Below are 23,114 nucleotides of genomic sequence, written 5' to 3'. Positions count from 1 at the left end.
GGATCAGTCCTCGTCGTTGACGTGTGAGCTGATGCTGATGGCGCCGCACCAGATTGGTGCGGCCCCATCGTCATGCATGCGCGCTCACTCAGTGGGTGGGGCGGGGACCAACGACGATCCCCGCCCCACGTTCAGGGCGGTTCGGAGCGGTCAGGCCGCGACGGTGGGCGTCGACGGCTTCAGGGTCACGGTGGTGTCCGGGCGCAGCGCCTGGTTGTTCTGGACGGCGCCGCAGTTGTTCGCGCCGGTGCCCACCAGACCGCCGGCCGCGAGCTCGGTCCACTCCTCGACGTCCGCCGCGGTCACACCCATGCCGGGCGCGTCCAGGGCGAGGCTCTTCGATTCGACGACGGTGTCGCTCATGCGAAATCTCCTTGTTGTGCGAAGGGATATAGATGTCAGGCGGTCTTGCTTGCGACCGCCACCACGACGGCTTGGCCGTCTTCCACTGGTCGGACCGTGCTGGTCAGCCAGCCCGGTCCGACCGCCAGCAGCCCCGGGGAGGGACGGAAGGTGACTTCCCTTCCCCAGGGCAGACCGGGCATCGCGGTCCCCTCGCTCCCCGCGCGGGGGTCAAGGAGAGCCACGGACCCGGAGTCTTCGTGCTTCGGCTGGGTGGCGTGCAGGAAGCACCAGCCGAAGAGATCGGAGGATGAGGCGTACTGGGGGAGCTCGAAGCCGCAGCGCCAGACCTGGACGCTCATCTTGATCGTGCCGTCGGGGCGCCTTGCCTCGGACAGCCTCATCTCGTCGGTGGCCGCGTAGCTCGGCACACCGCCCTGAAGTCCGTGCTCCTGCTCCAACTCGTCCATCGCGGAGATGAATTCAGCGCGCAGGGTGTCTGGGTCGGTCAGCGCGGTTTCCAGGGGCAGGAACTCCTGCTGCGGGCCTTCGAGGGGGATGTCGAAGAGGCGGATGATCGTCGCCAGGTCAATCCTGCGTACGCCGCAGGCGGTCTCCCACAAGCGGGTGACGGTCTTCTCGCCCGGCATCAGCATCGTGTTCATGAAAGGGCCTCCGAGGTGTCGAACGCGGCGTTCCAGGCGATGCAGATGCGGGTCCCTCCGTTGTGGAGGGTGGCCTTCACGCTGTGCGGGAGCCAGGAGGGGAAGCCGACGAGGAGGCCGGGCCGGGGCTGGACGGAGTACACCCCTGGGGAGCCATGTCGGGCGACGGCGGCGGGCCGCGGGTCAAGGAGTTGGAGGTGCCCGGCGTCTGGGCCCACGCCGCCGGTCTCGATGTAGTAGGTGCCGGAGAACACCGAGTCGTGGTGCGTGTGCTGCCGGTGGCTGCCGCCCTCGTGGTAGACCACGGCCCAGCCCTCGGCACGGATCGCGGACTTCTCGAATACCCGCGCTGCCAGATCTTCCTTGTCGGAGAGGGCATCGAGGGTGAGGTCGCGGAGCGCGTGAAGGATGCGTTCGCGTAGCCAGTCGACGGCTGGGTGGTCCCACCGCAGGATGTCGAGGCTGGACTTCTGCGCCCCGATGACGCCGAACCGGTATTCCGGTTGCTTCGCTTCGGCATCGAGGATCAGGGTCCGGAGCTGGGAGTTCATCTCCTGGACCGTCTCGAGGCCGAGCCCCGGGCCGTCCATCGCGGTCAGGTCGGCCTGGTAGAAGCCGGTCGGCCAGGCCGTGAAGGTGGTCGAATGGGTTCGCGTCGTCGTCATAGCGCCTCCTTGAGGTGGCCGGCGATGATGCGGCCGGCCGGGGTGAGGTCTTCGTCGAGCTGGTCGAGCAGTTCGAGGCAGCCGCGGCCGTACGACGTGAAGTAGTCGACACGGGGGCCATCGTGGATGTTGAGCGCCTGGTACATGCGGATCGTCGTGGCTGCCACGTGGGCCGCGCCGATCACCTCGCGCGGGGCTCGGTTGGGAGTGCCCGAAGGCAGGGCGACACGGCGTGCGTTGGACACGTCGAAGGGCCACAGCTCCTCGATCAGGTAGAGCCACTGGTGGCACATCTCGTGCACGAGGAGTTCGTCGAGGGCCTGGCTGTTGTCGAAGGCGGCGTCGCCAAGAAGGATCTGCTGGGGCCACAGGTAGGTGGAGGCCGACAGCGACGTGTCGCCCTGCTCCAACAGGTGATACCGCATGGGCAGCTCCATCAGGGGCCGCCAGAAGGGCACGAGGTCTCCGAGCTCGCGAACGGAGCGTCGGATACGACGAATTCGTGGAACCGACAGCTGCCGGGCTGGGACGGGCGAGGCGTTCGGTCGGGTCAGAACCGCGACCTCTGGGCTGAGCCACGCGGCCAGATCGTCCTTCGCCGGCAGTCCTTCCACGTTCATGCGGGCCCCATGCATCTGGCGCACGGCCACCACCCCTCCGAACAGCCGCGGCACCGTGAAGCCCCGGTCGAGGAAGGGCATTCCGTTCAAGACCGTGACGTCGACGTGGGTGTCAGCAGGCATCAGGCACGCACCTCCGCGGGCTTGCGCGGTGGGGGCCCGTATATCTCCCACGGCGGCATCATGACCTCCGGCCGAAGCGGGACTCGTACGAAGAGGTCCGAGCGGGCCATGGCTCCCGAGTCAAGGTCGCGCGCGAGATACCCGGTCCCCGAACGGCGTCCTGTCTGCAAACAGGGCACCGGGTATTTGGCGTACGGGTTCCCGACGAACAACTCGTCGACGCCGGGTAGAGCCTGAGCAACGAGGTCCGGCCCGCATCGCACGCCGTCGTAGTGGTCGTAGCCGAAGCGGTCGTGCCCGATGTAAAAGTCGTCGATGGCCACCACACCTTCGCGAACGGCAGTGAGTTCGTCGCGCAGGGGCCACTTCTCCTGCCAATGGGCGTCCAGGTAGACCAGGGGGCGCTTCAGGCCACACAGAAGGCTCGGGAGAAGGGCCGCAGAGTCTCCCTGGAGGACAGTTACGTTCTGGTGCCCCGCCAGCCGCTGCCGGGTGGCCCCTGCAGAGTTGGCGTCGATGTCGCAGGTACGGATCGGCAACTGCCGGTAGCGGTTCGCCAGGTACTCGGTGGTGTCCCCGAGGAAGCATCCGGTCTCGACGATGCCGTCGCAGCTGTACGCGTCGATGAGGAAATCCACCTGTAGGGCAGTGAAGATGTCGAACCCGAAGGGTCCTCCGTTGTCGCTCAGCCGCCCTTGGCCGAGACGCGCGGTGGTGTAGAAGGTGAGTAAGAGGGAGGTCAGTCTCTGATCATCGGGTGGTGCCATGGTCTCCTCCTCGCAAGGCCTCGTCATACGCCCAGCTCACCGGGGTTGACGGCGCTCTTCGTTGTGTTCACAGTCGAGTCCTCAACCGGCTACTGGTATGGCTCGTTCGTCCCTATCGAGATGGTTCACGCCGCTGCTTTGCGGGGCGCTCCAGGCCTCGATGGGGCGATCGGTGATGGCGAAGACCAGGTGCAATGAGTAGCCGGGGTTTTCAGGGGTGCTGACGTCGTGTTTCATGCGGCGCGGCAGGACCATCACATCCCCGGTCCTCATCACGAACTCTTCCGGAGCGGCCTGGGGGTTCGGCCAGACCAACCACCGCTTCGCTCCGGATATCTGCACGATCAGGCCTGTCCAGAGGTCATCGTGTGGGCCCAGGTTGAGGTCGCCGGCGTGCGATTCGTAGGCCGTGCAGACCACATCGCGTCGCAGTAGGCCGGCCAGGTGGAGCGCCGTCAGGCTGACCCAGCTATTGCTCCGCACGTGCAGGCTTTCGTACACCCGGGTCCTCGGCCGGACATCATGGTCGTGAGTGGCACTGTCCGCGCCGAGCGAGCGGGTGAAGCCGTCGCCGTCGACCAGGGCGACCGTTTGGCCCGGTTGCCTCGCGTCAGCCAGCGGCAGCGGTCGGCCAGCGAGCCACTCCTCGGTGAACACTCCCTTCTCGTGGGTGAGACGGTCGTGCGCGAGCCGAATGCCGGGGAGCGCCATCGCTGCCAGGGGGGTGAGGAAGGCGGAGGCCGTCTCGAAAGGTGAGTCCCGTATCTCCATCACTCAGCCTTCCTGCCCGGCCATGATGTAGAAGTGGGAACCGTCCTTCTTGTAGCAGTCGCTCGCGCGTGCTTGCAGCGAGTACGCGTTCAGGGCGCGGTCTCCGGGGTCGTGCACCTGCGTCGCGTGGAGCACGTCGCTCCTGCCCAGGTCGGCCAGCTTGCGTGGGCGCAGCTCCACCACACGCCGTTCTGTGTCGACCGACTGAACGAGAACCTCGTCCGTGGCGAGGTCCAGGCCGCAAGGCGCGAGCAAAAGCCGGAAGGCACTTCCAGCCGGGTGCTGGTCCAGGATCCGGCTAATCTCACGGAACAAGTCCGCCTGATGTTCGACCAGTGTGGGAACCGTAAGGGGCATCTACTGCTTCTCCATGGTGTATATGCGCGAAATGGAATGTGTGTCGGCCAGTTCGGTGGTGGTTGAGCTGACTCAGACGGCGATGCGACGGCACCACGTCTCGGGGGCGGTGATTTCCTCCGTGGCGGGCAGGAGAGCGGAGTCCTTCCAGGCCCGATTGACCAGATCGGTGCCGTGTGTCTGAACGGCGTGAGCGATGAGCCGAGCTCCCTGCTCGTACGCCTCGCGAGGAGGGCCGAGGCGGCGGATTCCGGGGATGCTGTCGTGCAACCGGTAGCGCCATGAGCGGGGGGCCTGCTGACGGTGGTCGATGGGCCGGCCAAACAGACGCGTTGTGACCTGTTGGTCGGCCCAACTGGCATGGCCTTCCAGGGAGACCGCGACGCCGTGTTTGCTGATCTTCCGCTCAGTGGGGAAGAAAGTGTGCCAAATTACACCGCTTCGGGCCTCGGCCTGCGCATGGTGGACCAGTTCGTGCGCGATCATCTGGGTAAGGCACTGTTCGTCGGCGAGTAGCCCGCTGTGGTGCAGGGCTCGCGGCACGATGGTCGTCTCCGTACGGCCATCGGCGGCTTTGATGGTCTGCCCGAGTACCAGGGGCCATACGAGAGTGGTGAACGCACTGCTGATCCTGAGCGCGCCGAACATGGCGTTGATCTTCTCGGGCGGCAGTTCCAGGTCAGCGATGTCGCGCTGGAGGATACGCTCCCGGTGCTGGAGCCCTGCCGACCTCCATTCCTTGGGCGTCAGCAGCCGGAACCGGATCTCTGGCGGAAGTGGCAGGCCGGTCGTCTCCACCACGTGCTGGGCCACGATGTGCAGGGTCGTGAAGATCTGGTCGCTCAGCTCGGGATGCCGGCGAGTGTCGTCGAGGACGATAAAGCGGGGCACTGGGTCCTATCCGGTGGTCGTGAGTGGTTCGATTCGCGTGTTGTGGCACCTGGTCCGAAGGGGAGCCACTTTCGCGTTCCCCAGCCGCCGTCGGCCAGGGAACGACTTGCTTGCCCCTGCCGCCGAGGGGGAGTTACACCCGGCGGCAGGGAGTTTCATCGGCTCCCGCGCTGGCGCTCGACGTCTGTGACGTGCCTGCGCAACCAGGTGAGCTCGGCTCGCGCGGCGTGGGAGTAGTGCCGCACGACGTCCTTGTCGAGCAGGAACTGGGCGACGGTGCTGTGCTCGAAGTACGCGACCGCCTCAGCGAGATCGGCGTAGAGGGGGATGGAATCCCGGTCCTGGTAGGCGTCACCTTCGCGAGCCGACCGCACCGTCAGCTTCTCCTCGATGCCGTGGGCCATCGAGGCGACGTAGGCGGTGAGCGCAAGATAGGCGTTGGCGTCGGCGCCGGCGAGGCGGACCTCGAGGCGGGCGCCGTTGCCGTGGCCGGTGACTCGGATCGCGCAGCCGCGGTGATCGAAGCCCCAGTTGAAGCGGGTGGGGGCGAACGAGTGCGGTTGGAAGCGCTTGTAGGAGTTGCCGGTGGGTGCGTACAGCGGGGCCATGTGGGGCGTCGCTGAGATCAACCCCGCCAGGGCGTGCTTCATGACGGGTGGCAGATCCTCGCTCCGGCGATGTGCGAACGCAGGTTGATCGTGCTCGTTCCACAGGGATAGGTGAAGGTGCAGGCCACTGCCGACACCAGTTTCCGGAGCCGCCATGAAGACCGGCGTCATGCCGTGCCGCCTGGCGACGGCAGCAACGATCTGCCGGAAGACCGCATAGTCATCGCATGCGGCGAGCGCGTCGCCGTAGGCGAACGTCACCTCGGTCTGCCCCGCTGCTCCTTCGGTCTTGATGGCCTCGTAGAGGATGCCAGCGTCGTTCAGAGCGTCGCCCAGGTGGCGGAAGAAGTCATCGACCACAGGCGGGTGCTGCAGGCCGTAGTCGAGGTTTTCGCTCCATGCTGGTGCCAGGCCGGAAGGCCCGTCCGCGTACAGCACGAACTCGGCTTCTACACCCGCCTTCACTAGATAGCCCAGTTCACGCAGGCGTTCGAGCTGTGTTGACAGCATGTACCTGGGAGCCACGCCCACGGGCGTGTCGTCGTCGTGGACAGGAGTGCCGAATACCAGGGCGGTGCCGGGCCGGTGTGGCAGCAGGCGGACGTTGCCGAGGTCAGGCGTGACGAGGAAATCACCGAAGCCCTCGGCCCAGCCGGTCAACTCGAACCCGTCCAGAGGCGTCATGTCGACGTCCGTGGCCAGGATGTACGAGCACATCTCAGCCCCGCCTGTCATCCGCTCGAGGAAGACCCGGGCGTTGAAGATCTTGCCCTGGAGTCGCCCCTGGATGTCCGGTACGGCCAGCATGATGTCGGTGACAGACCTGTCGTTGAGCAGGCGTTGAAGCGTCTCTCTGGTCGCCGGTCCTGTGGGCCAGGGCGTATCGGCGGTGTTGGTCGGCGCGTTCATCAAAAACCCTCCAGCATGGCTTCGCTGCGCTGGGCGGTGTGGGCGGCGGTGAGCTGGTAGTCCCGCTTGCCGCGTGTCAGCCAGGTCCCCCAGGCCAGCAGCAGTGCGGCTAGCAGGGTCACCCCGGCGTAGTTGAAGGAGTCCGTGGTGATGGGGGTCGACTGCGGAAGGCAGAACACAGCGGTGATGACGGCGACGTAGGCGACCGCGATGACACCGATCGGCTTTCGCCAGCGCCCCAGGCTCCACCGGCCGGACTGGTAGGCGCGGCCCTTGCGCAGGGCGAGGTAGATGGGGATGCCGTAGGCCGGCGTCATACCTACGGCGTTGATCGCGGTGATGGCACCGTAGGCGGCGGGCGACCACAGGGCCGGCAGGGCGAGCACGAACGGCACGACGATTACGAACCACACAGCGCGGGTGGGCGTTTTCGTGCGATCGTTTACGATCCGCCAGCTCTGCCAGCCGGGCAGGGCGCGGCTGCGGGAGAAGGCGAAGACCATGCGGCTGGCGGCGGCGACCTCGGCGTTTCCGCAGAACAACATGGCGACGATGACGACCAGGAGCAACGCCTTGGCGCCTGATGCACCGAGGACGTCGAGGAAGATCTGCGCGGGTGGCACGCCGGTCGCGGAGTTCTGCGTGGCCGCGTAGTCCTGCATGGCGAACAGCAACCCGGCCAAGAGCACGAAGCCGGCGGCCCAGGAGACCCATATGGAGCGCACGATGCCGCGGGGTGCCGACATCTGCGCGTCAGTGGTCTCCTCGGCCACATGGGCGGAGGCGTCGTAGCCGCAGAACGTGTATCCGGCCAGCAGGCTGCCGATGAGGGCCACGTAGAAGGGGCTGGAGAAGCCGGTGTCGTTGTGGAAGTGCGTGAACACGAAGCTCGCCGATTGGTGCTTGGCCGGGGCGACGGTGAGGGCGCCGACGATGACGGCGACGCCGATCAGCTGCCAGTACACCGAGATCGAGTTCAGCAGGTTGACCAGGCGCACACCGGCTGAGTTGAGCAGGCCGTGCAGGAGCAGGATGCACCCGAAGATGGTCATGGTGGAGCCGTCGGTGGGGGTGATGCCCCACTGGAGCTGCGCGAACGCTCCGGCGAAGGCGGCTGCACCGTAGTCGATACCGGCGATCGCGCCGAGCAGGCCGAGCAGGTTCAGCCAGCCGGTCACCCAGCCCCAGCGGGGCCCGCCGAGTTTGTCGGCCATGAAGTACGGGCCGCCGCTGGTGGGGTAGGCAGAGACGACGTCGGCCAGGGACAGACCGACCAGCAGCGTCATGAAGCCGATCACGATCCAGCTGCCGAGCATGACCACGGGACCGCCGTGGCCCAGGCCGAACCCGAACAGGGACATCCCGCCGGCCAGGATGCAGATGACCGAGAACGAGATCGCGAAGTTCCCGAAGGGGCCCATCCGGCGGGAGAGCTCGGGCTTGATGCCGAGGTCTGCAAGGAACGCGTCATCTGAGTTCGTTGGTGCAGCCATGCTGGCACTTCTGTGAGACACCAGAGATTCACTTTCAGAGGGGAAGGGAAGGTGTGGGGACAGATCCGGGGAGCGTTGATCACGCTGGCCGGAGGCGCGCGAGTGTTCACCACAGCGGCCGCTCCCGTAGGGCGGCGGCGCGGATGCGCAGGAACTCCGTGGTCCAGTCGTAGCTGCGGCCCAGGCTGACGTTGATCGTCTGCCATGGCTCCGGGGTGGCGTAGGGGCCCATCGCCGCGAACACGGCCTGCGCATCCTCGCCGCAGGCCACCAGGGCGTGCGCGAGGTGGTTGAGATCCAGCAGTGACAGCCATCCGTGGTGGACGGGCGGGACGGACGCGAACCAGCGGTCCCGCGCCTGGCGTGCGTAGTGGGCGACTTGGGCGGTCTGCCAGAACTGCAGGGCACTCCCTTGGCCGTTGCCGTGCCGCTCCCGGTAGACGTCCATGAGCGCGTACAGGGGGAGCATGTCCAACTCGAGGTTGTTCGGTTCGCTTGCGACTGCCCAAGCCGCGTAGTTCATGGCGGCGGTCGGTCCGCCGCGGTAGAGGTGGAATTCCCGCATGCGGTGGTGCCCTTCCCGGCTGCCGGGATCGCGCTTGTTGATCTCCTCCAGGAGCGGCCATGGCCCCCGGTAAGGCATCGTGGGGTCGCCCAGCTGGTCCCACGGAATCGGGCGGGATCGCCAATGAGGGTCGAAGTGGTATGGATCGAAGGGAAGTTGGGTCAGGTGCAGGAGGCAAATCCACGGCACCGGACAATCTGGCCAGAGGGCTGTCGCCTGCATGCAGGCCTGCAGTGCCAGACCGGCGGCTCGTGAGACCAGGCTCTTGTTCTTGCCGCTGCGATCGGCCTCGATTGCGGCCCGTGTGAGCACTCGTGCCCACATCATTGACGCGTCCGCGCTGTTAGGTTCCTCGTCAAGCCACGTTTTGACGACGCCGCCCGCTCCCGCCTGAGCGGCTAGGAGCTGGCTGCGCCTCGTGCGCAACGACCAGTTCGGGCCTGTCCTGGCCAACAGGTCACGAGCGGCCCGATAACGCCCCATTTTCAGGTCCTCTAGAGCCGCACGCAGATCTGTGTCGGCACCAACGGGGCTCACTATCAGGTTCATGTCATTGGGGGATGCCACTCGGTCTCCGCTGCGGGCGGAGGTGGGCCTGGTCGTTAACGAATCGGGCATGGAAGGCCTCGTCGTTGATCGGTGGGGGGAGTTGCAGTGGCGATGCCCAGTCGGAGCGTGGCAGCCAGCGCGGGTGTATTGATGTCAGGGGGGTCTATGTGGCGTCCACGCGCTGTGTCCTCCTCCGCCATGGCACGTAGCTCCTGCGCGGACACAGGCGTGATGCCGTGCAGGCTGACCACGGTGAAGTTGGCCAGTGTCCAACGAATCTCTTTGGCGCTGATGTGGACGTGTTGGAGCTCGCCGGGCCGCTTCCCGGGGTTGGGTAACGGAGCCAGCGTCACCGGGTCGTAGACAACGCCGGCCACGCCCCACAGTGGGTTGTACTCAACGAGTGCGGCGGCATGGCCTTGTCGAAGAGGCGGGCAATTCTCGGTTGCTTCCATCGCACAGAACGGGTGTACGGGAGGCGCGGCGGTGGTCTCCCCTTCGGTGATCGGGGCATTGCCGCCCAGCAGGTACAGGTTTCGCTCGTCAGCCCGCCAGCCGAGAACCGTCTCTCCGCACACCTGGCAGAGCTCGTACTTCACCGCGCGCTTCTGCCGGGGGGAGCTGATGCGCCGGAAGTCCGGCCTGCCGCGGCCCTGCGCGAGAGCGGAGCGGACCCACAGGGCCTCGTGGCGGCGGTCGGTTACAGGGACCTCGTCCTCGTAACCGATACCTTCCCCACCGATGCGAACAACCCGCTTCACCTCCGGCTGGGGAACGGCTTCCGCTGTCCATGCCGTGATGTACGGCACGTGCATGCCGTTCCAATAGTGCTGCTTAGGCATCAGAGGTCCACCGGTTCAGGTGCGAGTACGCCGTTCTCAATCAACCGGGCGACCATCTCGACGGCTTTGAAGAGGGGCCCGGCCCAGCCGGGGTGGTTCCATCCGAGCGCGGTATCGCTGCCGTGGTGGGCGAGGGCGAAGGTCACTGTTCGTTCCCCCTCGCAAGGAGGCAGCACCAGACGGATGTGCCGTCGTCGCTGACGCCCCAGGTCCCGCCGTTCGCCTCCACCAGGCCCTCAACCAGCGCAAGGCCCCGCCCCGACTCGTCGGTGTCGTTCGCCTGATTGGGCTGGGCGCTGCCCTCCATACCGTCGCGAACCTTGATGCGGAGGAAGCCCTTCCCGAGGGTCACGGTCAGACTGATCTCTGAGGTGCCACTGTGCAGGATCGCGTTGGTGACCAGCTCTGAGACGATCACCATCACGTCGTCCATCATTGGCCCGAGTCCGCAGTATCTGAGCCGCGCGGCGGTGATGCGGCGCACGACGCCTACTCGGGCCGCGTCCTCAGGCCGGGCTGGCTCTCCCCGCCGGCGGGGAACAACACGGAATGTCTCATCCATCACGGCCCCTTCGCGGGGAACCGCGCGAGGCGTCCGTACGGCTGTCGTCGTCATCACGTCCTCTGGGGGGAGTGCAGGAGCGACCTGACGGCCGACACCGTCCTGCGCAGTGGGGTTCGTTCTGTGGGGCCGAGGAGGGCCTGGGCCTCCGTGATGCACCGTGCAAGCGGTACCGGGCTGGTCAGAAGAGGTGTCCCGCCGATGGCCTGTTCGTCGTCAGGCGGCTCCAGCCACTGCGCGAGGAGGCCGGCCGGCCGAGGCGCAGGGACGATGATCATGTGTCCGTCACTGAGGCAGGCGGGCCGAGGGCGACGCTCGGGCCACTGGGCTGTGGCCATCAGGCCGTTCCACCGGAGCGCGGTGCCCACCGGAACGAGCACGGCCGCGGAGCGCAGGCTGGTGAACAGCACCGCGGGCCCGAGCGGCTGCTCGTACTGGGCGAGGAGCCCGTACGCCTTCTTGATCAGGGACCGGTCGGCCATCACGACGTCGAAGGTCACGCCGCACTTGAGTCGCCGGGGGAGGTGGGGGTTCTCGCGCCACAGGCTGACCGCCGTCTCCGGCTTTGGGGTCGCTGTGGCGAACCACGCGGACAGTGCCTCGGCTTCGGCGCGTTCGCAGGTTTCCATGAACCCTCCCGGCATCACGGCGGCACACACTGTGTGTGCGGCGTGACCCAGTGCAGCGAAGCCGCCGGGCGGTGAACAGGTCTTTTACCCGGATCTCTGCCGGTCTTCTACCGGAACTTTGGCGGTCCTTTCACCGGCACTTTCCCCTGACCAGGGCTTTCAGGTGACGAACCTTCACGCGCTGCCACTGAAGTCGCTACCGTGAGGGCGAAACCAGTCGGCGAGGGGTGGCCATGCGTGAACTCAAGCGGTTACGCATCAGCGCGAACCTGACGCAAGAGAAGGTGGTGGAAGAACTCACCACCCTTGCCAGGTGCCTCCACGCCGAGCACCGCATCGGCAAGCCGCCCACATTCAGCGTCAGGCACTTGCGCAAGCTGGAGAACGAGGAGCCTCCCCCGTGGCCTCACCCCGACGCCCGAGCGGTCCTGGCCGCCTTCTGGAAGCGCCCCGTAGAGGAGCTGGGGCTGCGGCCGGCCGCGGATGAGGACGGTCCTCTGGTCCTCACGCCGGTGCCCCTGATCAGTCAGGCTCCCTCGTCCTCAGTGCTGGTCGCCGCCGGGTCGATCCCTCTCACTGATACGGCGCCGCCGTGGCTGGCCGAGACCACCACCGGCACCAACCGCTCTAGTGAGTGGCGAATCGCACCGGAGGAAGTGGAGTTCCTGTCGGAAGCGGCCGACGACAGCTACGCGATCGACCAGCAGTTCGGCGGGAATCGGCTATGGCGTCCGACCCGGGCACATCTGCTCTGGACGCACCACATGATCGACCGGGGTATCTATGACGAGCCGCTGGGGCATCAGCTTCACGCCCTGGCGGGGAAACTGACCACGTCGCTCGGATGGTTCTGTTACGACGCCGGCCTTCAGACTCAGGCTCGCCAATACTTCTCCGAGGCTCTGAACGCCGCCAACTACACAGGCGACGACGTGCTGGCCAGCCGCACGCTGAGCAACATGGCCAGACAGGCAGTCGACCTGAACAAGGGGAGGGAAGCCGTACGCTTCGCCAAGTTGGGCCAGCGGCACGCGGAACTGTGGGATGCGCCCAGCCGCGTCACCGCTCTCCTCGCCATCCGCGAGGCGCAGGGCTACGCCCGCCTCGGCGATGCCTTCAACGGCGAGGCCGCAATCAAGCGGGCTTGGCAGGAGTGGGAACGCGGAGGGAATGACCGAGACCCGGACTGGGCTCACTTCCTCAACCTCGCAGAGCTGACCTGTCTTGAGGGCATGTGCCGCCTCGACCTCGGCCAGTCGGCCCGAGCGCAGACACTCCTTGCTCGGTCCGAGACGCTGCAAGACGTCGCTCACTCCCGGAACCGGGGCATGTGCCTCGGCCGGCTATCGGCCGCGGCCGTGGCGAACGGCGACGTCGACCACGGCATGGAGGCCGCCTCCGAAGCGCTCCGACTCGTCTCGAGCGGCATGTCCTCCGCTCGAACAGCCCAACAGTTGAAGATCGTGCATGACGGCATGCTTCCCCACCGCCGCGCCCGCGGAGTTGGGGACCTACTAGAACAAATCCGTGCTCACGTCGCGTGAGCCTGCAAAGGAGAGTGCACACCGTGGACCCGGAGTTCCAGCGGCACGATGCGAAGTCGGCGAAGGACATAACCTCCGAACTGGTCGACGTCTACGCCAAGGTGTACGACGTTCCCCCATACATCGGTGACCCGTTCTTCTCGGTCGACTCGTTCCGCGACCGCTTGGAAGCTGCGTACGACACCGATGGGTTCGAGACCGTGACGGCCCGTCTAGACGGCCGGATCGTCGGGTACGTGCACGGCGCGACGCTGCCGGCAGACAAGCCCTGGTGGGGCTCTCTCGGCAACCGGCGACCCGCCGATCTGATCGACTTGGCCGACGCCGGGGGCGTTTTCTGGCTTCGGGAACTGATGGTGCTTCCCGAGTTGCAGAACCAGGGGCTTGGACGGCAGATCCACGACACGGTCATTGCTGGCCGTGCGGAGCGTGTCACCACGCTGACCTGCATCGTCGACAACCAGCCTGCCCACGATGCTTACCTGCGATGGGGGTACACGATTATGGGACAGATCAAGCACGCCCCAGAGTCGCCCGTCTACGACGCGATGTACCTGCCCTCTCGCTGAAATCCGGATCGCACATGCCTCAAACGATCACCAGGCACAACCCGGTCCCGGAGACCTCTGGTCGCCGGGACCGATTGGCGCAAGGCCCCGACGTGCTGTTCTGCTACGGCACGCTCCAGTTCGATGACGTCCTCAAGGCGCTGTTGGGGCGGATACCCCAGCGGACGCCAGCGTCCGCTCCCGGCTATCGCGCGGCCGCGCTCGAGGGCCGTGTCTACCCAGGCCTCGTCCTTCGGGCCTTCAGTGGCTCGGCGCCCGGCGTGGTGCTCACCGACCTGAGCAACGAGGAATGGCGCATCCTCGACGCGTTCGAGGACGAGCGGTACGACCTTCGGGAAGTCACGCTCTCCACCGGTGAGACGGGGTGGGCGTACGTCTGGCCGGGCGGAGATGTCCGCACGGAAGACTGGGACGCCGAGGAGTTCCAGGCCCGGCACCTGTCGGCCTATGCCGAACGGTGCGCCCGGCTCGCCCCCGGGCTGGCCGCGGGTGAGCCGAAGGGCGAGTAAGCCAGCGCGGCATCCGAGCTGCTACCGCTCGGATGCCGCCGCACAGCCCTTACTTGATCGGGTGCTCGTCGAGCCAATCCGATAGATCGTGGGCGGAGCCGAGGACATCGGGCCGGTTCGTGCCCACGGCCGTGGCGCCCTGGTCCTCGCCCACGGCGATGCCCTTCTCCATGGTGTCGATGAGCGCGTACGCATCGGTCCAGAAGTCCGCGCCCACGGACTTCTCTGCGTTCATCGCTTTCCGCAGAGTGCGCGCCGGCTCCATGAGCGCCTGCATCTGCTCCCAGCACGTATCCGGTTCCTGCTCGAGGCACCCGCCGTCCGTGTCGAACTTCGTTACTGCGGCCTGGAACGTGGTGGTGGCCTTGCCCAGGTCCACGGTCTTCGCCTTCGCGGCCGGCTTCGCGTCGGCCTTGGCGTCCGAGCTGCTGCAGCCGCTCGCGGCCGCCACGGTCATCACGGCCAGGACCAGCGCGCCGGCCGTCTTCCCCCAGATGTGTCTCCCCATGACGGAGGATCATCGCACGAGCCTCCGACATGGACACGAAAAGGGCCCCAGCCGCCCGGCCAGGGCCCTCCCCCGCAGTTGCCCCGCGGGCGCCTACTTCGTGGACTCCTTGCCGCTGAACAGGCCGCGGAGCGCCTTCACCGCCACGGCGACGCAGAGCGCGCACGCGCCGCCCGCAATGAGCATGGCCACGACGCTGGCGAACACGATGAGGCCGATACCAGCCCCGGCGAAGCCCATGGCCAGGTACTTCAACCATGGGTCGGACTGCTTTATGACGATCTGCTGCACGGGCGCCTGGCCGTGCGAGTGGCCGCAGTTGCAGCCGTGCCTGGCCTGGTACTGCTCGATGGGGACGTGGGGGGCGATGTGGCCCGGGTAGACGTTGGCCGGGATCACAGGCTTGCCGGACATGCGGGGTTCTCCTCGTCGGTGGCGGGGGCTTCGGTGGCGGGGGTGTGCTGGGCGGCGGTGAGGACGTAGACGACGGCCCGGTCGCGCTTGTCGGCCTCCTCGACCCAGCCCGCGGCGACCCACTGAGCCAGCCACGGACCGATGGACGTGTGGTGGTTGCAGATGCCGCGCTTGACCGCCTCGGGCTTCGTCAGTCCCTCCGGACCGGCCTTCTCAAGGGCCTCCCACAGCGACAGCCGGTTGTCGGGGATGCGCGAGCCGTTCGGGAAGGTGGGCACGGGCCGAAGGTGCGGCCGGCCGCCGCGTGGGCCGCCACCACCGGGCGGCCGGGTGGGCGGCTCCGGGTCGGGCTCGGGGTGAGGCCGTGCGGGCTCGACGGGGGCCACGTCCTCGTACCGGGCGTGCTCGGTGGAGACGACGACGATGTCGCTGTCCGTCACGTAGTAGCCGCGGCCCTCCCGAGGCTTCTCGTACCGCCGGGACGAGACCATGACCTTGCCGGGCAAGTCGAGCCAGTCGAGGCGCCAACCGCGGCCGTACGCGCCCCGCCCGAAGATCATGTTGATGGGCTCGGTCTCGAACACTGGCAGGCCGATGCGGGTGCTGTACTGCTGCCGGGCGTCCGTGCCCTTCCCTCCGAACGCCTGCTCGCTGGGGGACTGCGTGGCGGCGATCACGCGGATACCCATGGCGCGGGCCACCTGGTTGATGGTGACCAACTCGGAGGCCACGTCCGGGGCCTGGCGCAGCAGCTCGGCGAGCTCGTCGACGACGAGAATCCAGTAGGGGCCGTGCTTGCTCGTCCACTTCCGGACCGGCTCACCGTTCGGGCCCCGGAGGGTCGACAGGTACTTGCCGCGGCGGATCATCTCCGCCTTGACCATGGTGAGGACCTGGCGGGCGCCGTCAGCGTCGTCGGCCAGGGCGAGCATGTTCCGTCGCCAGGGGCCCAGTTCGAGCGCTCCGGGCTTCATGTCGATGCCCAGGATCTCGGCGTCCTCGCACGCGACGAGGTTGCCGATCACGCAGTTGATGACGCCGGACTTGCCCATGTCCGTACCGCCCGCGATGAGGACGTGCCCGGCCACGAGGTCGATGAACACCTTCGTGCCGTCCGGGTAGATCCCGATGGGCAGCGCCTGCTCCACCGAGGTGATGGCGGGCCCCGGCCACGCGATCGTCTCGGCGAGGGGGTCGTGCGTCTGCATGCGGACGATGAGCTGGTTGGCCTGCGCTCCGACGGCCAGGCGCAGCTTCCCGGGAAGGTCGAGGTTCGCCTCGAGCTGGGTCTGCTTGGCTATGACGGCCTCGGCGGAGGTGTTCTTGCCGGGCGGCAGCGTCACCGCGGCGTGCCATCCGGTGTCGGTGAACACGATCCGGGAGACATCCTGAGCGGGGACGCCGAGGGCGACCAGGGCACGCCGCAGGGCGGTCTCCTCGACGGAGTCGCCGGTGACGCCGGGCTGGCTGACGTTGACGCCCATCCCGTCAGGCAGGGGCGCGGTCTTCGCTGCCTTTATCTGCAGGGCGATCCGCTCGTGCCGGGTCTTGATGAGCCACGGGACGTAGACGCCGTACGAAGCGATCGTGACCACGCCGCCCGCGATGAGGGACGGGACGGACGGGCCGGTCATCGCACCGACCGCAGTGTTCACCAGGGCACCGGTGGAGGCGACGCCGAGGGAGGCGGCGGGGGCATTCTTGAATTTGAGCCCGCCGTAGGTCAGCGCTCCGGCCGCAGCGAGTCCCAGGCCGTATCCGCCCCAGCCCTCCAGGCCGACACCGACGGCGTGGTGCAGCCATCCCAGGCACGTCATGCCAGCGGTGGCCGCAGCCGGGATCAGTTCGTACCGGAGGCGACCGCACAGACGGCAGACGGTTCCGAGGGCCTGGCGGGCGCGGCTTCCGACAGGGACCTTCTCAACAGGTGAGGTGACGTGATCAGGCGCGTCCGCGGGTCGAAACACGTCACCTCACCTCGAAAGGGTGAGGGTCGACAGACGGCAGGGGACTGGAGTACGCGAGGACATCGCGGTGTTCCTTCGTTCGGGCGGTCCGGCGGTGCTCTCCGCCGGGGTGCTCTGGCCATGACGCCAGGTGTTCAGTTGTGGGTCTGTGGTGCAGGCTCGGCCCGCGGTTACGTCTTCGGCGTGTTCTTGTCTGTGGCCGGCAAGGTGATGGGCTCCGGCTGGTGGTCGTGCCAGGCGTACGACCATTCGTGACGGACCCGCATCTCCGAGGCCCACGGGAAGACTTGACCGGCCAGGGCCTGCACGGCGCTGGTGATCGCCTCAGAGGCCTTCTTCACGCGTGTGCCTTGGATGTTGGTGCGCAGCCCGAGCGGCACGTGGAACTCGAAGGTGAGCCGCAGGACTCGAGGCGACTCTTGGTCCGCCACTGGTACCCCCTCTAGATCAGTAACAGCCCCATTGTGCCGATCTTTCGATGAAATTGTAAGTTCTCGCCGAGAATCGGCATTCTCAGCGAGAACCGCGAGGGGCGGAAGGGGGAACCGGGGTGATTCGGCCAGCGTGGTAGAAGCTGATCCCCCGCCACCGTCCTGCGCGCGGGGGGCAGTTGCGCTTACGTACGGGGTGCCAGTGCTCGACCCTTGGATGAAGACGGTGATCATCGCCGTGGTCACCACGTTGGCGACCACCTTCGCGGTGTCGCGCTTTGCGCCGCGGCTGGAAGCACGGTCGGTCCGGATCAAAGCAGCTTGGGCTGCGAGGGACACCTTCTCAGGGCACGTTCTGACGATTCTGTCCGCGACGGCCAGACTCCAATACATGGAGCCGGCCGAGGCACCAGAACCCGTGCGCAGCCGGGTACAGGGGGAGCGGGACCGGTGGGGGGAGCAGGTCGAGGAGTCCACCCGCTACCTGGTCGACCACGTCGAGCAGTACGTCTTGACCTACCCGTCGGGGCCGTTGGACCTGCAGCAGCTGCTGACCGGAGCGGTAGTGGCTGCGCGGGGGGCGTGGTTGGCCGAACTGCCAGTGGTGGAGCGGGCTCGCCGTGTGCAGGCCCTCTTCGAGCCGGTGCAAGGCATCTTCTTCGCGAAGAACTCCTACCGGCTGCGGCATCTGGCCGACGACCGCCGACGCCTGCAGGAGCTGCTCCGAACCATCAACGAAGCCGCTCAGGCCCCCGCGGGGCAAGCGCCGCCCCCGGAGGGAACGACACCTCCAGCCTGACCAAATCCGGGTGCCGGTCGGACGGGCCGATTGCGTCGACCTGGCAGTGCAGCGTCACGGTGCGCCAGCCCTCGAGCGGCAGCGGGGGAAGCAGTTCGCCCCCGATGAGCTCGGTCAGCTGGTCGGGGGCGAACTCCCGGTTCCCGGGGCGCGTCACGAGACATCTCCCCAGTAGCCGGGCAGCGGTATGACGTCGATGCCCTCCTGCTCCGACAGGCGGTTCACACTCGGGTCGGCGCTCCACACGGTGAGGCTGCAGAACTGGCGGTGTGCGGCGCGCAGTCGCTCGCGCTTCACCACTGCGCTGGGTCGGTAGTCGCCGCGGCCGCGCATCAGGACCAAGGCCGCCGGCACACGGTTTCGGGCGAGCCACGCGATGACGAGTTGTTCCAGGCGGCGCTGCCCGCCGGTCATGACGAGGACGGTCTTCCCGCTCTCATGCGCGCGCCGGGCCGCGGCCACGACGTTGCGGTTGGGCGGGCATTCGAGCATCGCGGCGTGGAACGCCGCGGCGTCTTTCGCCAGGTGGTGAATCTTCGAGACGTTGATGAGACCGCCCTCGAGGTCGAAGGCGACGGCGACGGTGTTCGGCAAGGCAATTGCGGTGGTCACTCGGCCTCCCCGTTGTAGACACGGATGATCTCCGCGGCCTTGTCCTTGCAGCCGTGGCAGGCCGGGCCCTTCCCCGTGCCGCATATGGCGGCCGCGAGGGCGTCGGCGGCGCCCGTCTGGGCGATGGTCAGGAGGGCAGCGCCCTTTCCACGGTGGCTGTCGCACGCTTCGGTCTTGCCGGGTTTCGCGCCGCACGCGATCAGGGCAATGCGCTGCTGCAGGGCGTTGGTGTCGGGGACCAGGGCAAGGGTGGTGCTCATCGGTTGCAGTCCTTCGGGGCGCGCGACTTGTGGTGTGCGATGGTCTTGAGTTCGCTGCCGACCTGCTCGTACGCGGTCATCAACTGGCATGCCGTGCAGCGGTAGGCGACGTAGCGGCGCAGGGGGTCGGTCTGGGACATGGGGTTGCCCTGGCGGCCGCCGGCCATCTCGCCGGGGCCCGGGTCCCCGCACCACTCGCATGACGGGTCGTAGTGGGAGAGGACCGGCGCCGTCTTCCAACCGGACCAGGTGATGGGGCGGCCGGCGTGCTCGGCGGGCGGGGGCGCCTCGGCGTACGTCGGGAGGTCCGGGACAGCCCGAAGGCGGCCGCGGTGGCGGTCCGGCTCGGGTACCGGTTCGGGAAGGGCCTCGGTGACGCCGGCGGGAACGAGGCGGGGCGCCTCGGGCTGCGGCTCTCCGCGCAGGGAGCGCAGGCAGGCCGGGCAGAGGCTTGACTCGGTGACCGGACCGTCCCACGGCCGCACACCCGGCGCCTGCTCGGCGTCCGGTGCGCACTCCAGTGCCACGGTGAACACCGGCACCGCGGGGGCAGTGACGCCTTCGGCGCCGATGTGCAGGACCGGGCGGCCCGCGGCGCGCACGACCAGGCGGCCGGACCACTCCGGCCCGGCCGGGGCCTCAACGGCGAGAGCGGTCACGACGGTTCACCATCCTCGACCAGGTGGAGGACGCGGGAGACGCCGACCCACATGTTCGCCATGGCCACCGCCGTGTCGCGCTGCTCCTCCGAGCTGTCCGCGCGCTCGTGCCAGTCGCGCGCGGAGGCGCTGTAGCGCTGGGACGCCATCTCGTGGGCCTTCTCTCGGCGGCTCCCTGCCGCCTTGTGGTGGTTCTCTGCGCGCTCCGCCCAGGTAGCTGCGTGGCGCGCGGCCGCGGCCGCCGTGGTGCTCATTGGCCACGCGCCACGAGGAGCGGCACCAGGCCGGTCAACTTGGTGTTCTGCCGGTACAGGTACCGGCGGGCGGCGTGGATGCTGCGCCGGGCGAGGCAGAGCACGCCCGCCGGGACGTGGCATGTCGGGCATTGCACCGCGTAGGCGCCCTGGCGGAATCGGGCGGCGGTTTCGTGGGCAGCGTCATGCGCGGCGTCGGCGGCCGGGGACAGGATGACGGACGACAGCATGGAGGGGCATCTCCTTGTTCTGGTGAGGGCGGGCCAGCCCTCAGTTCCTGTACGTCGGACTGCCGGTTCCTGTTACGGTTTCGCCGTTTCCGCTGGACGCAGGGCCGCACAGTTCGACGATGACGAGGGACATTCGGGCGAATCCGGTAGTCACCGGCTCGCCATGACGGGGTTTGGGCCTAGCAGGTGCTCGTGGTCGTCGTCGGGGAGTAGATGACGCTCCTGGGGGAGATGCGGGTCGGGGGTCACGAGTCCGTCGACGTACGCCTTTGCGGTCGGTGCCCAGTTCCCGGGGTCGCGCTGCCGTTTGATCGGGCGGGGGTGCAGCACGTAGAAGATTGCCGCTCGCTGGAGCCGGGGGAGGCGCTGCAAGCGGGCCATCTGGGCTGCGTGCTTTCGGAGTTCCCGCCTGATCCGGTGCTCTGCCATGTGGTGAAGGCGCTGGTTGCTGGTCAGCATCTCCTCGACGTACGGCATGAGGAGGGTCCAGGTGCGGCCGACTCCGGCCAGGCCGACGAGCAGCGGCTGCAGGTCGGGTGGGGGAGGGACGGACGGCGGGCCCGGGTTCGCGGACGGTCTCTTCGGAGCTGACTTCTTCGGGGCCGCAGCCGCCGCGGAAGACTGAGCCCCGCGGCGGCGGGCCAGGATTTCCTGGTACTGCTTGGCAGTCAAGCGGACCACGCGTTCAGCCCTCCAGGGCGGCGGTACCGGCTTCGGTGAGCCGCCAACGCTGGCCGTACGCGGGTTCCGGCTCGGGCTGAGGCAGCAGGACAGTGACGACGCGGCGTCGCATCGGGGCTCCTTCTTCGGGCTTGCGGCGGTTGCTCTCCGCCGGATGGCGCCACAACGGGCGCCCTACCGTCTTGCGGGGCTGAGCGGAGAATCGTTCTCAGCGAAGAATCGAACAGATCGAATGCAGTCAGCGATCAGGCCGGGCGGGGGAAGACGACAGCGACCGAAGCGACCCAGGCACGGCCCAACCACCGAGCGATGCGGCCGAGTCGACCGGAGAATGTGTGCGCCATGAGAATGCCGGCGGCGACCGTCAGGGTGAGTGACAGGTGTGTCAGGGCCCAGGTCACCACGGCGAGCGCTTCGCCGCCGAGGACGGCGAGCGTTCCGAGGGCGGGCGGGACGATGGCCGGGTACGCGAGGGCCAGGAGACCGAGGGCGTACGCGAACAGCTTCAGGTTCCGCATGGCGGTGTCCTTCGTTCGGGCTTCCGGGCGGTGCTCTCCGCCCTCGGAGAGGATTCTACGGGGTTACTGTGGCGAGACGTCAGATCCAACCAGGGGGGAAGTACGTGCAAGAGAACGAGTGGGCCGGTATGGACGAGTGGGCCCGTCTGGCGGCCACCCTCAAGTTCGTCAAGGGGTACGACGCACGGGACGTCGAGGAGTTGGTGCGCCTCATCGGGGCGCAGAAGGCCGGCGCCCGCGTCATCGAGCGCATTGAGCAGAAGCTGGCCGACAACAACATCGGCCATCTGCCGACCAAGCTGCCGACCGACAGCACGCGCCGGGTGCTCCTCTACAGCAAAGAGCACGTGGGCCTCGGCTACGTCCTCAGCCTGATTCACCAGCTCGCCATCCAGGACCCGGCCGACGGCGAGAACGCGACGGTCAACCAGTTGGAGTCACTGCTGAACAGCATCAGTGCCTTGTCGCGGGCTACCGCTCGGAGCGAGAGCCGTGGCTGAGGACTACGCCGACGGCGGCCTCGCGCCCTGGCCGGAACGTATCCCTGTGGAGCTGTGGACGAATCTGCGCCTGATCAGCCCGCCGGACCCCAACCCGCACCCTAGGCAAGACGACATGGATGAGTGGGTCGCCTCGTTCGTGTCGGCCGCGGAGTCATCCTTCCGCGGGTACCCGGCCCCGGCGCCGACCAGCTCGTCGGAGCTGGACGCTATGGTGCAGTACCTCCGCGACGTTTGGTCGGAGGAGCGCTGTATCGCCGCGGCCGCCGCGGTCGACGGCGGAACGTGGAAGCTCGGCAACACCCGGGACTGGCGTTTGTGGGTCGAGGACGACCAGGGCCGCAAGGTCGCCACCCTACCGACCCGGTTGCCGGGCGACGGCGACCTGGCCGTCGGTGAGCACGTCGAGCGCCAGGACCCGCGCGCGGTCCTCGCCGACCTCGACTCCAAGGAGCAGTTGCTCGCCTTCCTGCGGCCCACCGAGCTTTACGGGCACGCCGTGCGCATTCTCCTGCAGCGCTACGCCGGGAACGATGACTTCCCCGACTCCTGGCGACTCCTCGACCCCACCGAAGGAACTACGCGATGACGGACACACGCTGGAAGAACTACGCCACCATGGTTGAGACGGACGGTGGGTACCGCGAGACAGGCGTGTTCGAGCTGCTGGCCGTAGCTGGGGAGCAAGTTGCCGGAGCGCGGATTCTCCAGAGGATCGAGCAGGGGCTGGCCGCGGCGAACATCGGGCACTTCCCGACTCAGCTCCCTCGCGATCAGAACGCCAGGGTCCTGCTCTACAGGCAGGACCTGCAGGGGCCAGGTAGCCTCCTGCACCTGGTTCGGCAACTCACTGAGACGGGGACTGCCACCGCCTCGCAGATCGTCACCCTGCACGCATTGCTGCTTCCGCTACGGAAGAAGGCGCTGGAAGGCGCGGCTCCAGCATGATCCTTCGCGACCAGGGCGCCGTACAGACTGCCCTCAAGGTGTTCTGACCGCGACGGCCCCGGAGAGCCGATCTCCGGGGCCGTCGCGGTCAGAAGCTCAGTCGGCGTAGTCGTGCTGAATCCGGTCCTCAGCGGCGCGGGCCACCGCGTCGGCGGCCTGATCGAGGGCGTCGCGGAAGGGGTCTATGGCGGCGTCGAGGACCGCGGCCCGTACGAACTCCTCCACGCTCTGCCCGGCGGCGGCCGCGGCGCGCTGCACCTGATCGTGCTCGGTGGCCGCCAGGGGCACAGAGAGGGCCGAAACCTGGGCAAGATCCATGCGAGGACGGTACCAGGGAGTGTGCTCCCCCCTCG

Annotated in this window: 34 protein-coding genes; 7 read left to right on the top strand and 27 right to left on the bottom strand. The window is 67.7% G+C overall.

Annotated features, from left to right (window positions below):
• Positions 1 to 150 precede the first annotated feature (150 nt).
• From ABZT04_RS33560 to ABZT04_RS33490, 15 genes are all read right to left on the bottom strand, one after another.
• Positions 151 to 363: a hypothetical protein gene (locus ABZT04_RS33560; protein WP_356060942.1), complete on the bottom strand. Its 213-nt coding sequence runs from the start codon at positions 361 to 363 to the stop codon at positions 151 to 153.
• 35 nt (positions 364 to 398) lie between these two features.
• Complete coding sequence (locus tag ABZT04_RS33555; RefSeq protein WP_356060940.1) at positions 399 to 1,007, bottom strand: hypothetical protein; 609 nt, start codon at positions 1,005 to 1,007, stop codon at positions 399 to 401.
• Positions 1,004 to 1,672, bottom strand: coding sequence for a putative 2OG-Fe(II) oxygenase (locus ABZT04_RS33550; protein ID WP_356060938.1), 669 nt, complete (start codon positions 1,670 to 1,672; stop codon positions 1,004 to 1,006). The genes ABZT04_RS33555 and ABZT04_RS33550 overlap by 4 nt, the downstream gene beginning before the upstream one ends.
• Positions 1,669 to 2,373 (bottom strand): HEXXH motif-containing putative peptide modification protein, encoded by a 705-nt coding sequence (locus ABZT04_RS33545; protein ID WP_356060936.1) that lies wholly within the window; start codon positions 2,371 to 2,373, stop codon positions 1,669 to 1,671. Before ABZT04_RS33545 ends, ABZT04_RS33550 begins: the two co-directional genes overlap by 4 nt.
• A 41-nt stretch (positions 2,374 to 2,414) precedes the next feature.
• Positions 2,415 to 3,182 carry a hypothetical protein gene (locus ABZT04_RS33540; RefSeq protein WP_356060934.1) on the bottom strand — a complete coding sequence of 256 codons (768 nt, stop codon included), beginning with the start codon at positions 3,180 to 3,182 and terminating at the stop codon, positions 2,415 to 2,417.
• An 81-nt stretch (positions 3,183 to 3,263) separates the two neighbouring features.
• Complete coding sequence (locus tag ABZT04_RS33535) at positions 3,264 to 3,953, bottom strand: cupin domain-containing protein (protein ID WP_356060932.1); 690 nt, start codon at positions 3,951 to 3,953, stop codon at positions 3,264 to 3,266.
• Between the two features lie 3 nt (positions 3,954 to 3,956).
• On the bottom strand, positions 3,957 to 4,136 hold the full coding sequence (locus ABZT04_RS33530; protein WP_356060930.1) for a hypothetical protein: 180 nt from the start codon (positions 4,134 to 4,136) through the stop codon (positions 3,957 to 3,959).
• 246 nt (positions 4,137 to 4,382) lie between these two features.
• On the bottom strand, positions 4,383 to 5,123 hold the full coding sequence (locus ABZT04_RS33525) for a zinc-dependent metalloprotease (RefSeq protein WP_356060928.1): 741 nt from the start codon (positions 5,121 to 5,123) through the stop codon (positions 4,383 to 4,385).
• 233 nt (positions 5,124 to 5,356) lie between these two features.
• A complete protein-coding gene (locus ABZT04_RS33520) occupies positions 5,357 to 6,718 on the bottom strand; it encodes a glutamine synthetase family protein (RefSeq protein WP_356060926.1) in 1,362 nt (453 codons plus the stop codon).
• On the bottom strand, positions 6,718 to 8,211 hold the full coding sequence (locus ABZT04_RS33515) for an amino acid permease (RefSeq protein WP_356060924.1): 1,494 nt from the start codon (positions 8,209 to 8,211) through the stop codon (positions 6,718 to 6,720). Before ABZT04_RS33515 ends, ABZT04_RS33520 begins: the two co-directional genes overlap by 1 nt.
• Positions 8,212 to 8,317: 106 nt before the next feature.
• Positions 8,318 to 8,854: a hypothetical protein gene (locus tag ABZT04_RS33510; protein WP_356060922.1), complete on the bottom strand. Its 537-nt coding sequence runs from the start codon at positions 8,852 to 8,854 to the stop codon at positions 8,318 to 8,320.
• Positions 8,855 to 9,378: 524 nt separating this feature from the next.
• A complete protein-coding gene (locus tag ABZT04_RS33505; protein ID WP_356060920.1) occupies positions 9,379 to 10,167 on the bottom strand; it encodes a hypothetical protein in 789 nt (262 codons plus the stop codon).
• A complete protein-coding gene (locus ABZT04_RS33500; RefSeq protein WP_356060918.1) occupies positions 10,167 to 10,313 on the bottom strand; it encodes a hypothetical protein in 147 nt (48 codons plus the stop codon). Before ABZT04_RS33500 ends, ABZT04_RS33505 begins: the two co-directional genes overlap by 1 nt.
• A complete protein-coding gene (locus ABZT04_RS33495; protein WP_356060916.1) occupies positions 10,310 to 10,729 on the bottom strand; it encodes an ATP-binding protein in 420 nt (139 codons plus the stop codon). Before ABZT04_RS33495 ends, ABZT04_RS33500 begins: the two co-directional genes overlap by 4 nt.
• A gap of 53 nt (positions 10,730 to 10,782) precedes the next feature.
• Complete coding sequence (locus ABZT04_RS33490; RefSeq protein ID WP_356060914.1) at positions 10,783 to 11,358, bottom strand: hypothetical protein; 576 nt, start codon at positions 11,356 to 11,358, stop codon at positions 10,783 to 10,785.
• 233 nt (positions 11,359 to 11,591) lie between these two features.
• Here ABZT04_RS33490 and ABZT04_RS33485 point away from each other — a divergent pair, with 233 nt between their 5' ends.
• From ABZT04_RS33485 to ABZT04_RS33475, 3 genes are read left to right on the top strand one after another with little or no spacing between them, the layout of a single operon-like run.
• Positions 11,592 to 12,902 carry a hypothetical protein gene (locus ABZT04_RS33485; RefSeq protein ID WP_356060912.1) on the top strand — a complete coding sequence of 437 codons (1,311 nt, stop codon included), beginning with the start codon at positions 11,592 to 11,594 and terminating at the stop codon, positions 12,900 to 12,902.
• 23 nt (positions 12,903 to 12,925) lie between these two features.
• Positions 12,926 to 13,471: a GNAT family N-acetyltransferase gene (locus tag ABZT04_RS33480; protein ID WP_356060910.1), complete on the top strand. Its 546-nt coding sequence runs from the start codon at positions 12,926 to 12,928 to the stop codon at positions 13,469 to 13,471.
• A gap of 14 nt (positions 13,472 to 13,485) precedes the next feature.
• Entirely contained in the window at positions 13,486 to 13,980 is a 495-nt protein-coding gene (locus ABZT04_RS33475; protein WP_356060908.1) for a gamma-glutamylcyclotransferase family protein, read from the top strand.
• Between the two features lie 49 nt (positions 13,981 to 14,029).
• Here the strand turns inward: ABZT04_RS33475 and ABZT04_RS33470 are convergent, their stop codons facing one another.
• From ABZT04_RS33470 to ABZT04_RS33455, 4 genes are all read right to left on the bottom strand, one after another.
• The gene (locus ABZT04_RS33470) at positions 14,030 to 14,488 is read right to left on the bottom strand and encodes a hypothetical protein (RefSeq protein ID WP_356060906.1); all 459 of its coding nucleotides are present in this window, start codon (positions 14,486 to 14,488) and stop codon (positions 14,030 to 14,032) included.
• A 93-nt stretch (positions 14,489 to 14,581) separates the two neighbouring features.
• The gene (locus tag ABZT04_RS33465) at positions 14,582 to 14,902 is read right to left on the bottom strand and encodes a hypothetical protein (protein WP_356060904.1); all 321 of its coding nucleotides are present in this window, start codon (positions 14,900 to 14,902) and stop codon (positions 14,582 to 14,584) included.
• Positions 14,884 to 16,719, bottom strand: coding sequence for an FtsK/SpoIIIE domain-containing protein (locus tag ABZT04_RS33460; protein ID WP_356060902.1), 1,836 nt, complete (start codon positions 16,717 to 16,719; stop codon positions 14,884 to 14,886). The genes ABZT04_RS33465 and ABZT04_RS33460 overlap by 19 nt, the downstream gene beginning before the upstream one ends.
• Before the next feature lie 320 nt (positions 16,720 to 17,039).
• Positions 17,040 to 17,300, bottom strand: coding sequence for a hypothetical protein (locus ABZT04_RS33455; protein ID WP_356060900.1), 261 nt, complete (start codon positions 17,298 to 17,300; stop codon positions 17,040 to 17,042).
• 217 nt (positions 17,301 to 17,517) lie between these two features.
• On the opposite strand from ABZT04_RS33455, the gene ABZT04_RS33450 reads away from it, so the two are divergent.
• Complete coding sequence (locus ABZT04_RS33450; protein WP_356060898.1) at positions 17,518 to 18,099, top strand: hypothetical protein; 582 nt, start codon at positions 17,518 to 17,520, stop codon at positions 18,097 to 18,099.
• A 153-nt stretch (positions 18,100 to 18,252) separates the two neighbouring features.
• Here ABZT04_RS33450 and ABZT04_RS33445 read toward each other — a convergent pair whose 3' ends face one another.
• The 7 genes from ABZT04_RS33445 to ABZT04_RS33415 all read right to left on the bottom strand — a co-directional run bounded on the left by ABZT04_RS33445 (position 18,253) and on the right by ABZT04_RS33415 (position 21,313).
• Positions 18,253 to 18,711, bottom strand: a complete 459-nt coding sequence (locus ABZT04_RS33445; RefSeq protein ID WP_356060896.1) for a hypothetical protein — start codon at positions 18,709 to 18,711, stop codon at positions 18,253 to 18,255.
• On the bottom strand, positions 18,708 to 18,971 hold the full coding sequence (locus tag ABZT04_RS33440) for a hypothetical protein (RefSeq protein ID WP_356060894.1): 264 nt from the start codon (positions 18,969 to 18,971) through the stop codon (positions 18,708 to 18,710). The genes ABZT04_RS33445 and ABZT04_RS33440 overlap by 4 nt, the downstream gene beginning before the upstream one ends.
• Positions 18,968 to 19,630 (bottom strand): hypothetical protein, encoded by a 663-nt coding sequence (locus tag ABZT04_RS33435; RefSeq protein ID WP_356060892.1) that lies wholly within the window; start codon positions 19,628 to 19,630, stop codon positions 18,968 to 18,970. Before ABZT04_RS33435 ends, ABZT04_RS33440 begins: the two co-directional genes overlap by 4 nt.
• A complete protein-coding gene (locus tag ABZT04_RS33430; RefSeq protein ID WP_356060890.1) occupies positions 19,627 to 19,884 on the bottom strand; it encodes a hypothetical protein in 258 nt (85 codons plus the stop codon). Before ABZT04_RS33430 ends, ABZT04_RS33435 begins: the two co-directional genes overlap by 4 nt.
• On the bottom strand, positions 19,881 to 20,114 hold the full coding sequence (locus ABZT04_RS33425) for a hypothetical protein (protein WP_356060888.1): 234 nt from the start codon (positions 20,112 to 20,114) through the stop codon (positions 19,881 to 19,883). Before ABZT04_RS33425 ends, ABZT04_RS33430 begins: the two co-directional genes overlap by 4 nt.
• A 150-nt stretch (positions 20,115 to 20,264) precedes the next feature.
• A complete protein-coding gene (locus tag ABZT04_RS33420; RefSeq protein ID WP_356060886.1) occupies positions 20,265 to 20,795 on the bottom strand; it encodes a hypothetical protein in 531 nt (176 codons plus the stop codon).
• Between the two features lie 245 nt (positions 20,796 to 21,040).
• Entirely contained in the window at positions 21,041 to 21,313 is a 273-nt protein-coding gene (locus ABZT04_RS33415) for a hypothetical protein (RefSeq protein WP_356060884.1), read from the bottom strand.
• Between the two features lie 104 nt (positions 21,314 to 21,417).
• Between ABZT04_RS33415 and ABZT04_RS33410 the strand changes: the two genes are divergently transcribed.
• From ABZT04_RS33410 to ABZT04_RS33400, 3 genes are read left to right on the top strand one after another with little or no spacing between them, the layout of a single operon-like run.
• Positions 21,418 to 21,813 carry a hypothetical protein gene (locus tag ABZT04_RS33410; protein WP_356060882.1) on the top strand — a complete coding sequence of 132 codons (396 nt, stop codon included), beginning with the start codon at positions 21,418 to 21,420 and terminating at the stop codon, positions 21,811 to 21,813.
• The gene (locus tag ABZT04_RS33405) at positions 21,806 to 22,402 is read left to right on the top strand and encodes a DUF6221 family protein (RefSeq protein ID WP_356060880.1); all 597 of its coding nucleotides are present in this window, start codon (positions 21,806 to 21,808) and stop codon (positions 22,400 to 22,402) included. Before ABZT04_RS33410 ends, ABZT04_RS33405 begins: the two co-directional genes overlap by 8 nt.
• Positions 22,399 to 22,761 (top strand): hypothetical protein, encoded by a 363-nt coding sequence (locus ABZT04_RS33400; protein WP_356060878.1) that lies wholly within the window; start codon positions 22,399 to 22,401, stop codon positions 22,759 to 22,761. The genes ABZT04_RS33405 and ABZT04_RS33400 overlap by 4 nt, the downstream gene beginning before the upstream one ends.
• Positions 22,762 to 22,857: 96 nt before the next feature.
• On the opposite strand, the gene ABZT04_RS33395 is transcribed toward ABZT04_RS33400, so the two are convergent.
• The gene (locus ABZT04_RS33395) at positions 22,858 to 23,079 is read right to left on the bottom strand and encodes a hypothetical protein (protein ID WP_356060876.1); all 222 of its coding nucleotides are present in this window, start codon (positions 23,077 to 23,079) and stop codon (positions 22,858 to 22,860) included.
• Positions 23,080 to 23,114: the final 35 nt, after the last annotated feature.

This window comes from Streptomyces sp. NPDC005492 (assembly GCF_040605995.1).
Taxonomy (GTDB): domain Bacteria; phylum Actinomycetota; class Actinomycetes; order Streptomycetales; family Streptomycetaceae; genus Streptomyces.
Note: the sequence above shows the minus strand (reverse complement) of the source record. Positions and strands in the feature narration are given on the sequence as shown.

Coding starts and splice junctions, on each gene's coding strand:
- ABZT04_RS33560 (WP_356060942.1), bottom strand. CDS start 363: ATGAGCGACACCGTCGTCGAATCGAAGAGCCTCGCCCTGGACGCGCCC.
- ABZT04_RS33555 (WP_356060940.1), bottom strand. CDS start 1,007: ATGAACACGATGCTGATGCCGGGCGAGAAGACCGTCACCCGCTTGTGG.
- ABZT04_RS33550 (WP_356060938.1), bottom strand. CDS start 1,672: ATGACGACGACGCGAACCCATTCGACCACCTTCACGGCCTGGCCGACC.
- ABZT04_RS33545 (WP_356060936.1), bottom strand. CDS start 2,373: ATGCCCTTCCTCGACCGGGGCTTCACGGTGCCGCGGCTGTTCGGAGGG.
- ABZT04_RS33540 (WP_356060934.1), bottom strand. CDS start 3,182: ATGGCACCACCCGATGATCAGAGACTGACCTCCCTCTTACTCACCTTC.
- ABZT04_RS33535 (WP_356060932.1), bottom strand. CDS start 3,953: ATGGAGATACGGGACTCACCTTTCGAGACGGCCTCCGCCTTCCTCACC.
- ABZT04_RS33520 (WP_356060926.1), bottom strand. CDS start 6,718: ATGAACGCGCCGACCAACACCGCCGATACGCCCTGGCCCACAGGACCG.
- ABZT04_RS33515 (WP_356060924.1), bottom strand. CDS start 8,211: ATGGCTGCACCAACGAACTCAGATGACGCGTTCCTTGCAGACCTCGGC.
- ABZT04_RS33510 (WP_356060922.1), bottom strand. CDS start 8,854: ATGCCTTACCGGGGGCCATGGCCGCTCCTGGAGGAGATCAACAAGCGC.
- ABZT04_RS33505 (WP_356060920.1), bottom strand. CDS start 10,167: ATGCCTAAGCAGCACTATTGGAACGGCATGCACGTGCCGTACATCACG.
- ABZT04_RS33495 (WP_356060916.1), bottom strand. CDS start 10,729: ATGGATGAGACATTCCGTGTTGTTCCCCGCCGGCGGGGAGAGCCAGCC.
- ABZT04_RS33490 (WP_356060914.1), bottom strand. CDS start 11,358: ATGGAAACCTGCGAACGCGCCGAAGCCGAGGCACTGTCCGCGTGGTTC.
- ABZT04_RS33485 (WP_356060912.1), top strand. CDS start 11,592: ATGCGTGAACTCAAGCGGTTACGCATCAGCGCGAACCTGACGCAAGAG.
- ABZT04_RS33475 (WP_356060908.1), top strand. CDS start 13,486: ATGCCTCAAACGATCACCAGGCACAACCCGGTCCCGGAGACCTCTGGT.
- ABZT04_RS33470 (WP_356060906.1), bottom strand. CDS start 14,488: ATGGGGAGACACATCTGGGGGAAGACGGCCGGCGCGCTGGTCCTGGCC.
- ABZT04_RS33465 (WP_356060904.1), bottom strand. CDS start 14,902: ATGTCCGGCAAGCCTGTGATCCCGGCCAACGTCTACCCGGGCCACATC.
- ABZT04_RS33460 (WP_356060902.1), bottom strand. CDS start 16,719: ATGACGTGCCTGGGATGGCTGCACCACGCCGTCGGTGTCGGCCTGGAG.
- ABZT04_RS33450 (WP_356060898.1), top strand. CDS start 17,518: ATGAAGACGGTGATCATCGCCGTGGTCACCACGTTGGCGACCACCTTC.
- ABZT04_RS33440 (WP_356060894.1), bottom strand. CDS start 18,971: ATGAGCACCACCCTTGCCCTGGTCCCCGACACCAACGCCCTGCAGCAG.
- ABZT04_RS33430 (WP_356060890.1), bottom strand. CDS start 19,884: ATGAGCACCACGGCGGCCGCGGCCGCGCGCCACGCAGCTACCTGGGCG.
- ABZT04_RS33425 (WP_356060888.1), bottom strand. CDS start 20,114: ATGCTGTCGTCCGTCATCCTGTCCCCGGCCGCCGACGCCGCGCATGAC.
- ABZT04_RS33415 (WP_356060884.1), bottom strand. CDS start 21,313: ATGCGGAACCTGAAGCTGTTCGCGTACGCCCTCGGTCTCCTGGCCCTC.
- ABZT04_RS33400 (WP_356060878.1), top strand. CDS start 22,399: ATGACGGACACACGCTGGAAGAACTACGCCACCATGGTTGAGACGGAC.
- ABZT04_RS33395 (WP_356060876.1), bottom strand. CDS start 23,079: ATGGATCTTGCCCAGGTTTCGGCCCTCTCTGTGCCCCTGGCGGCCACC.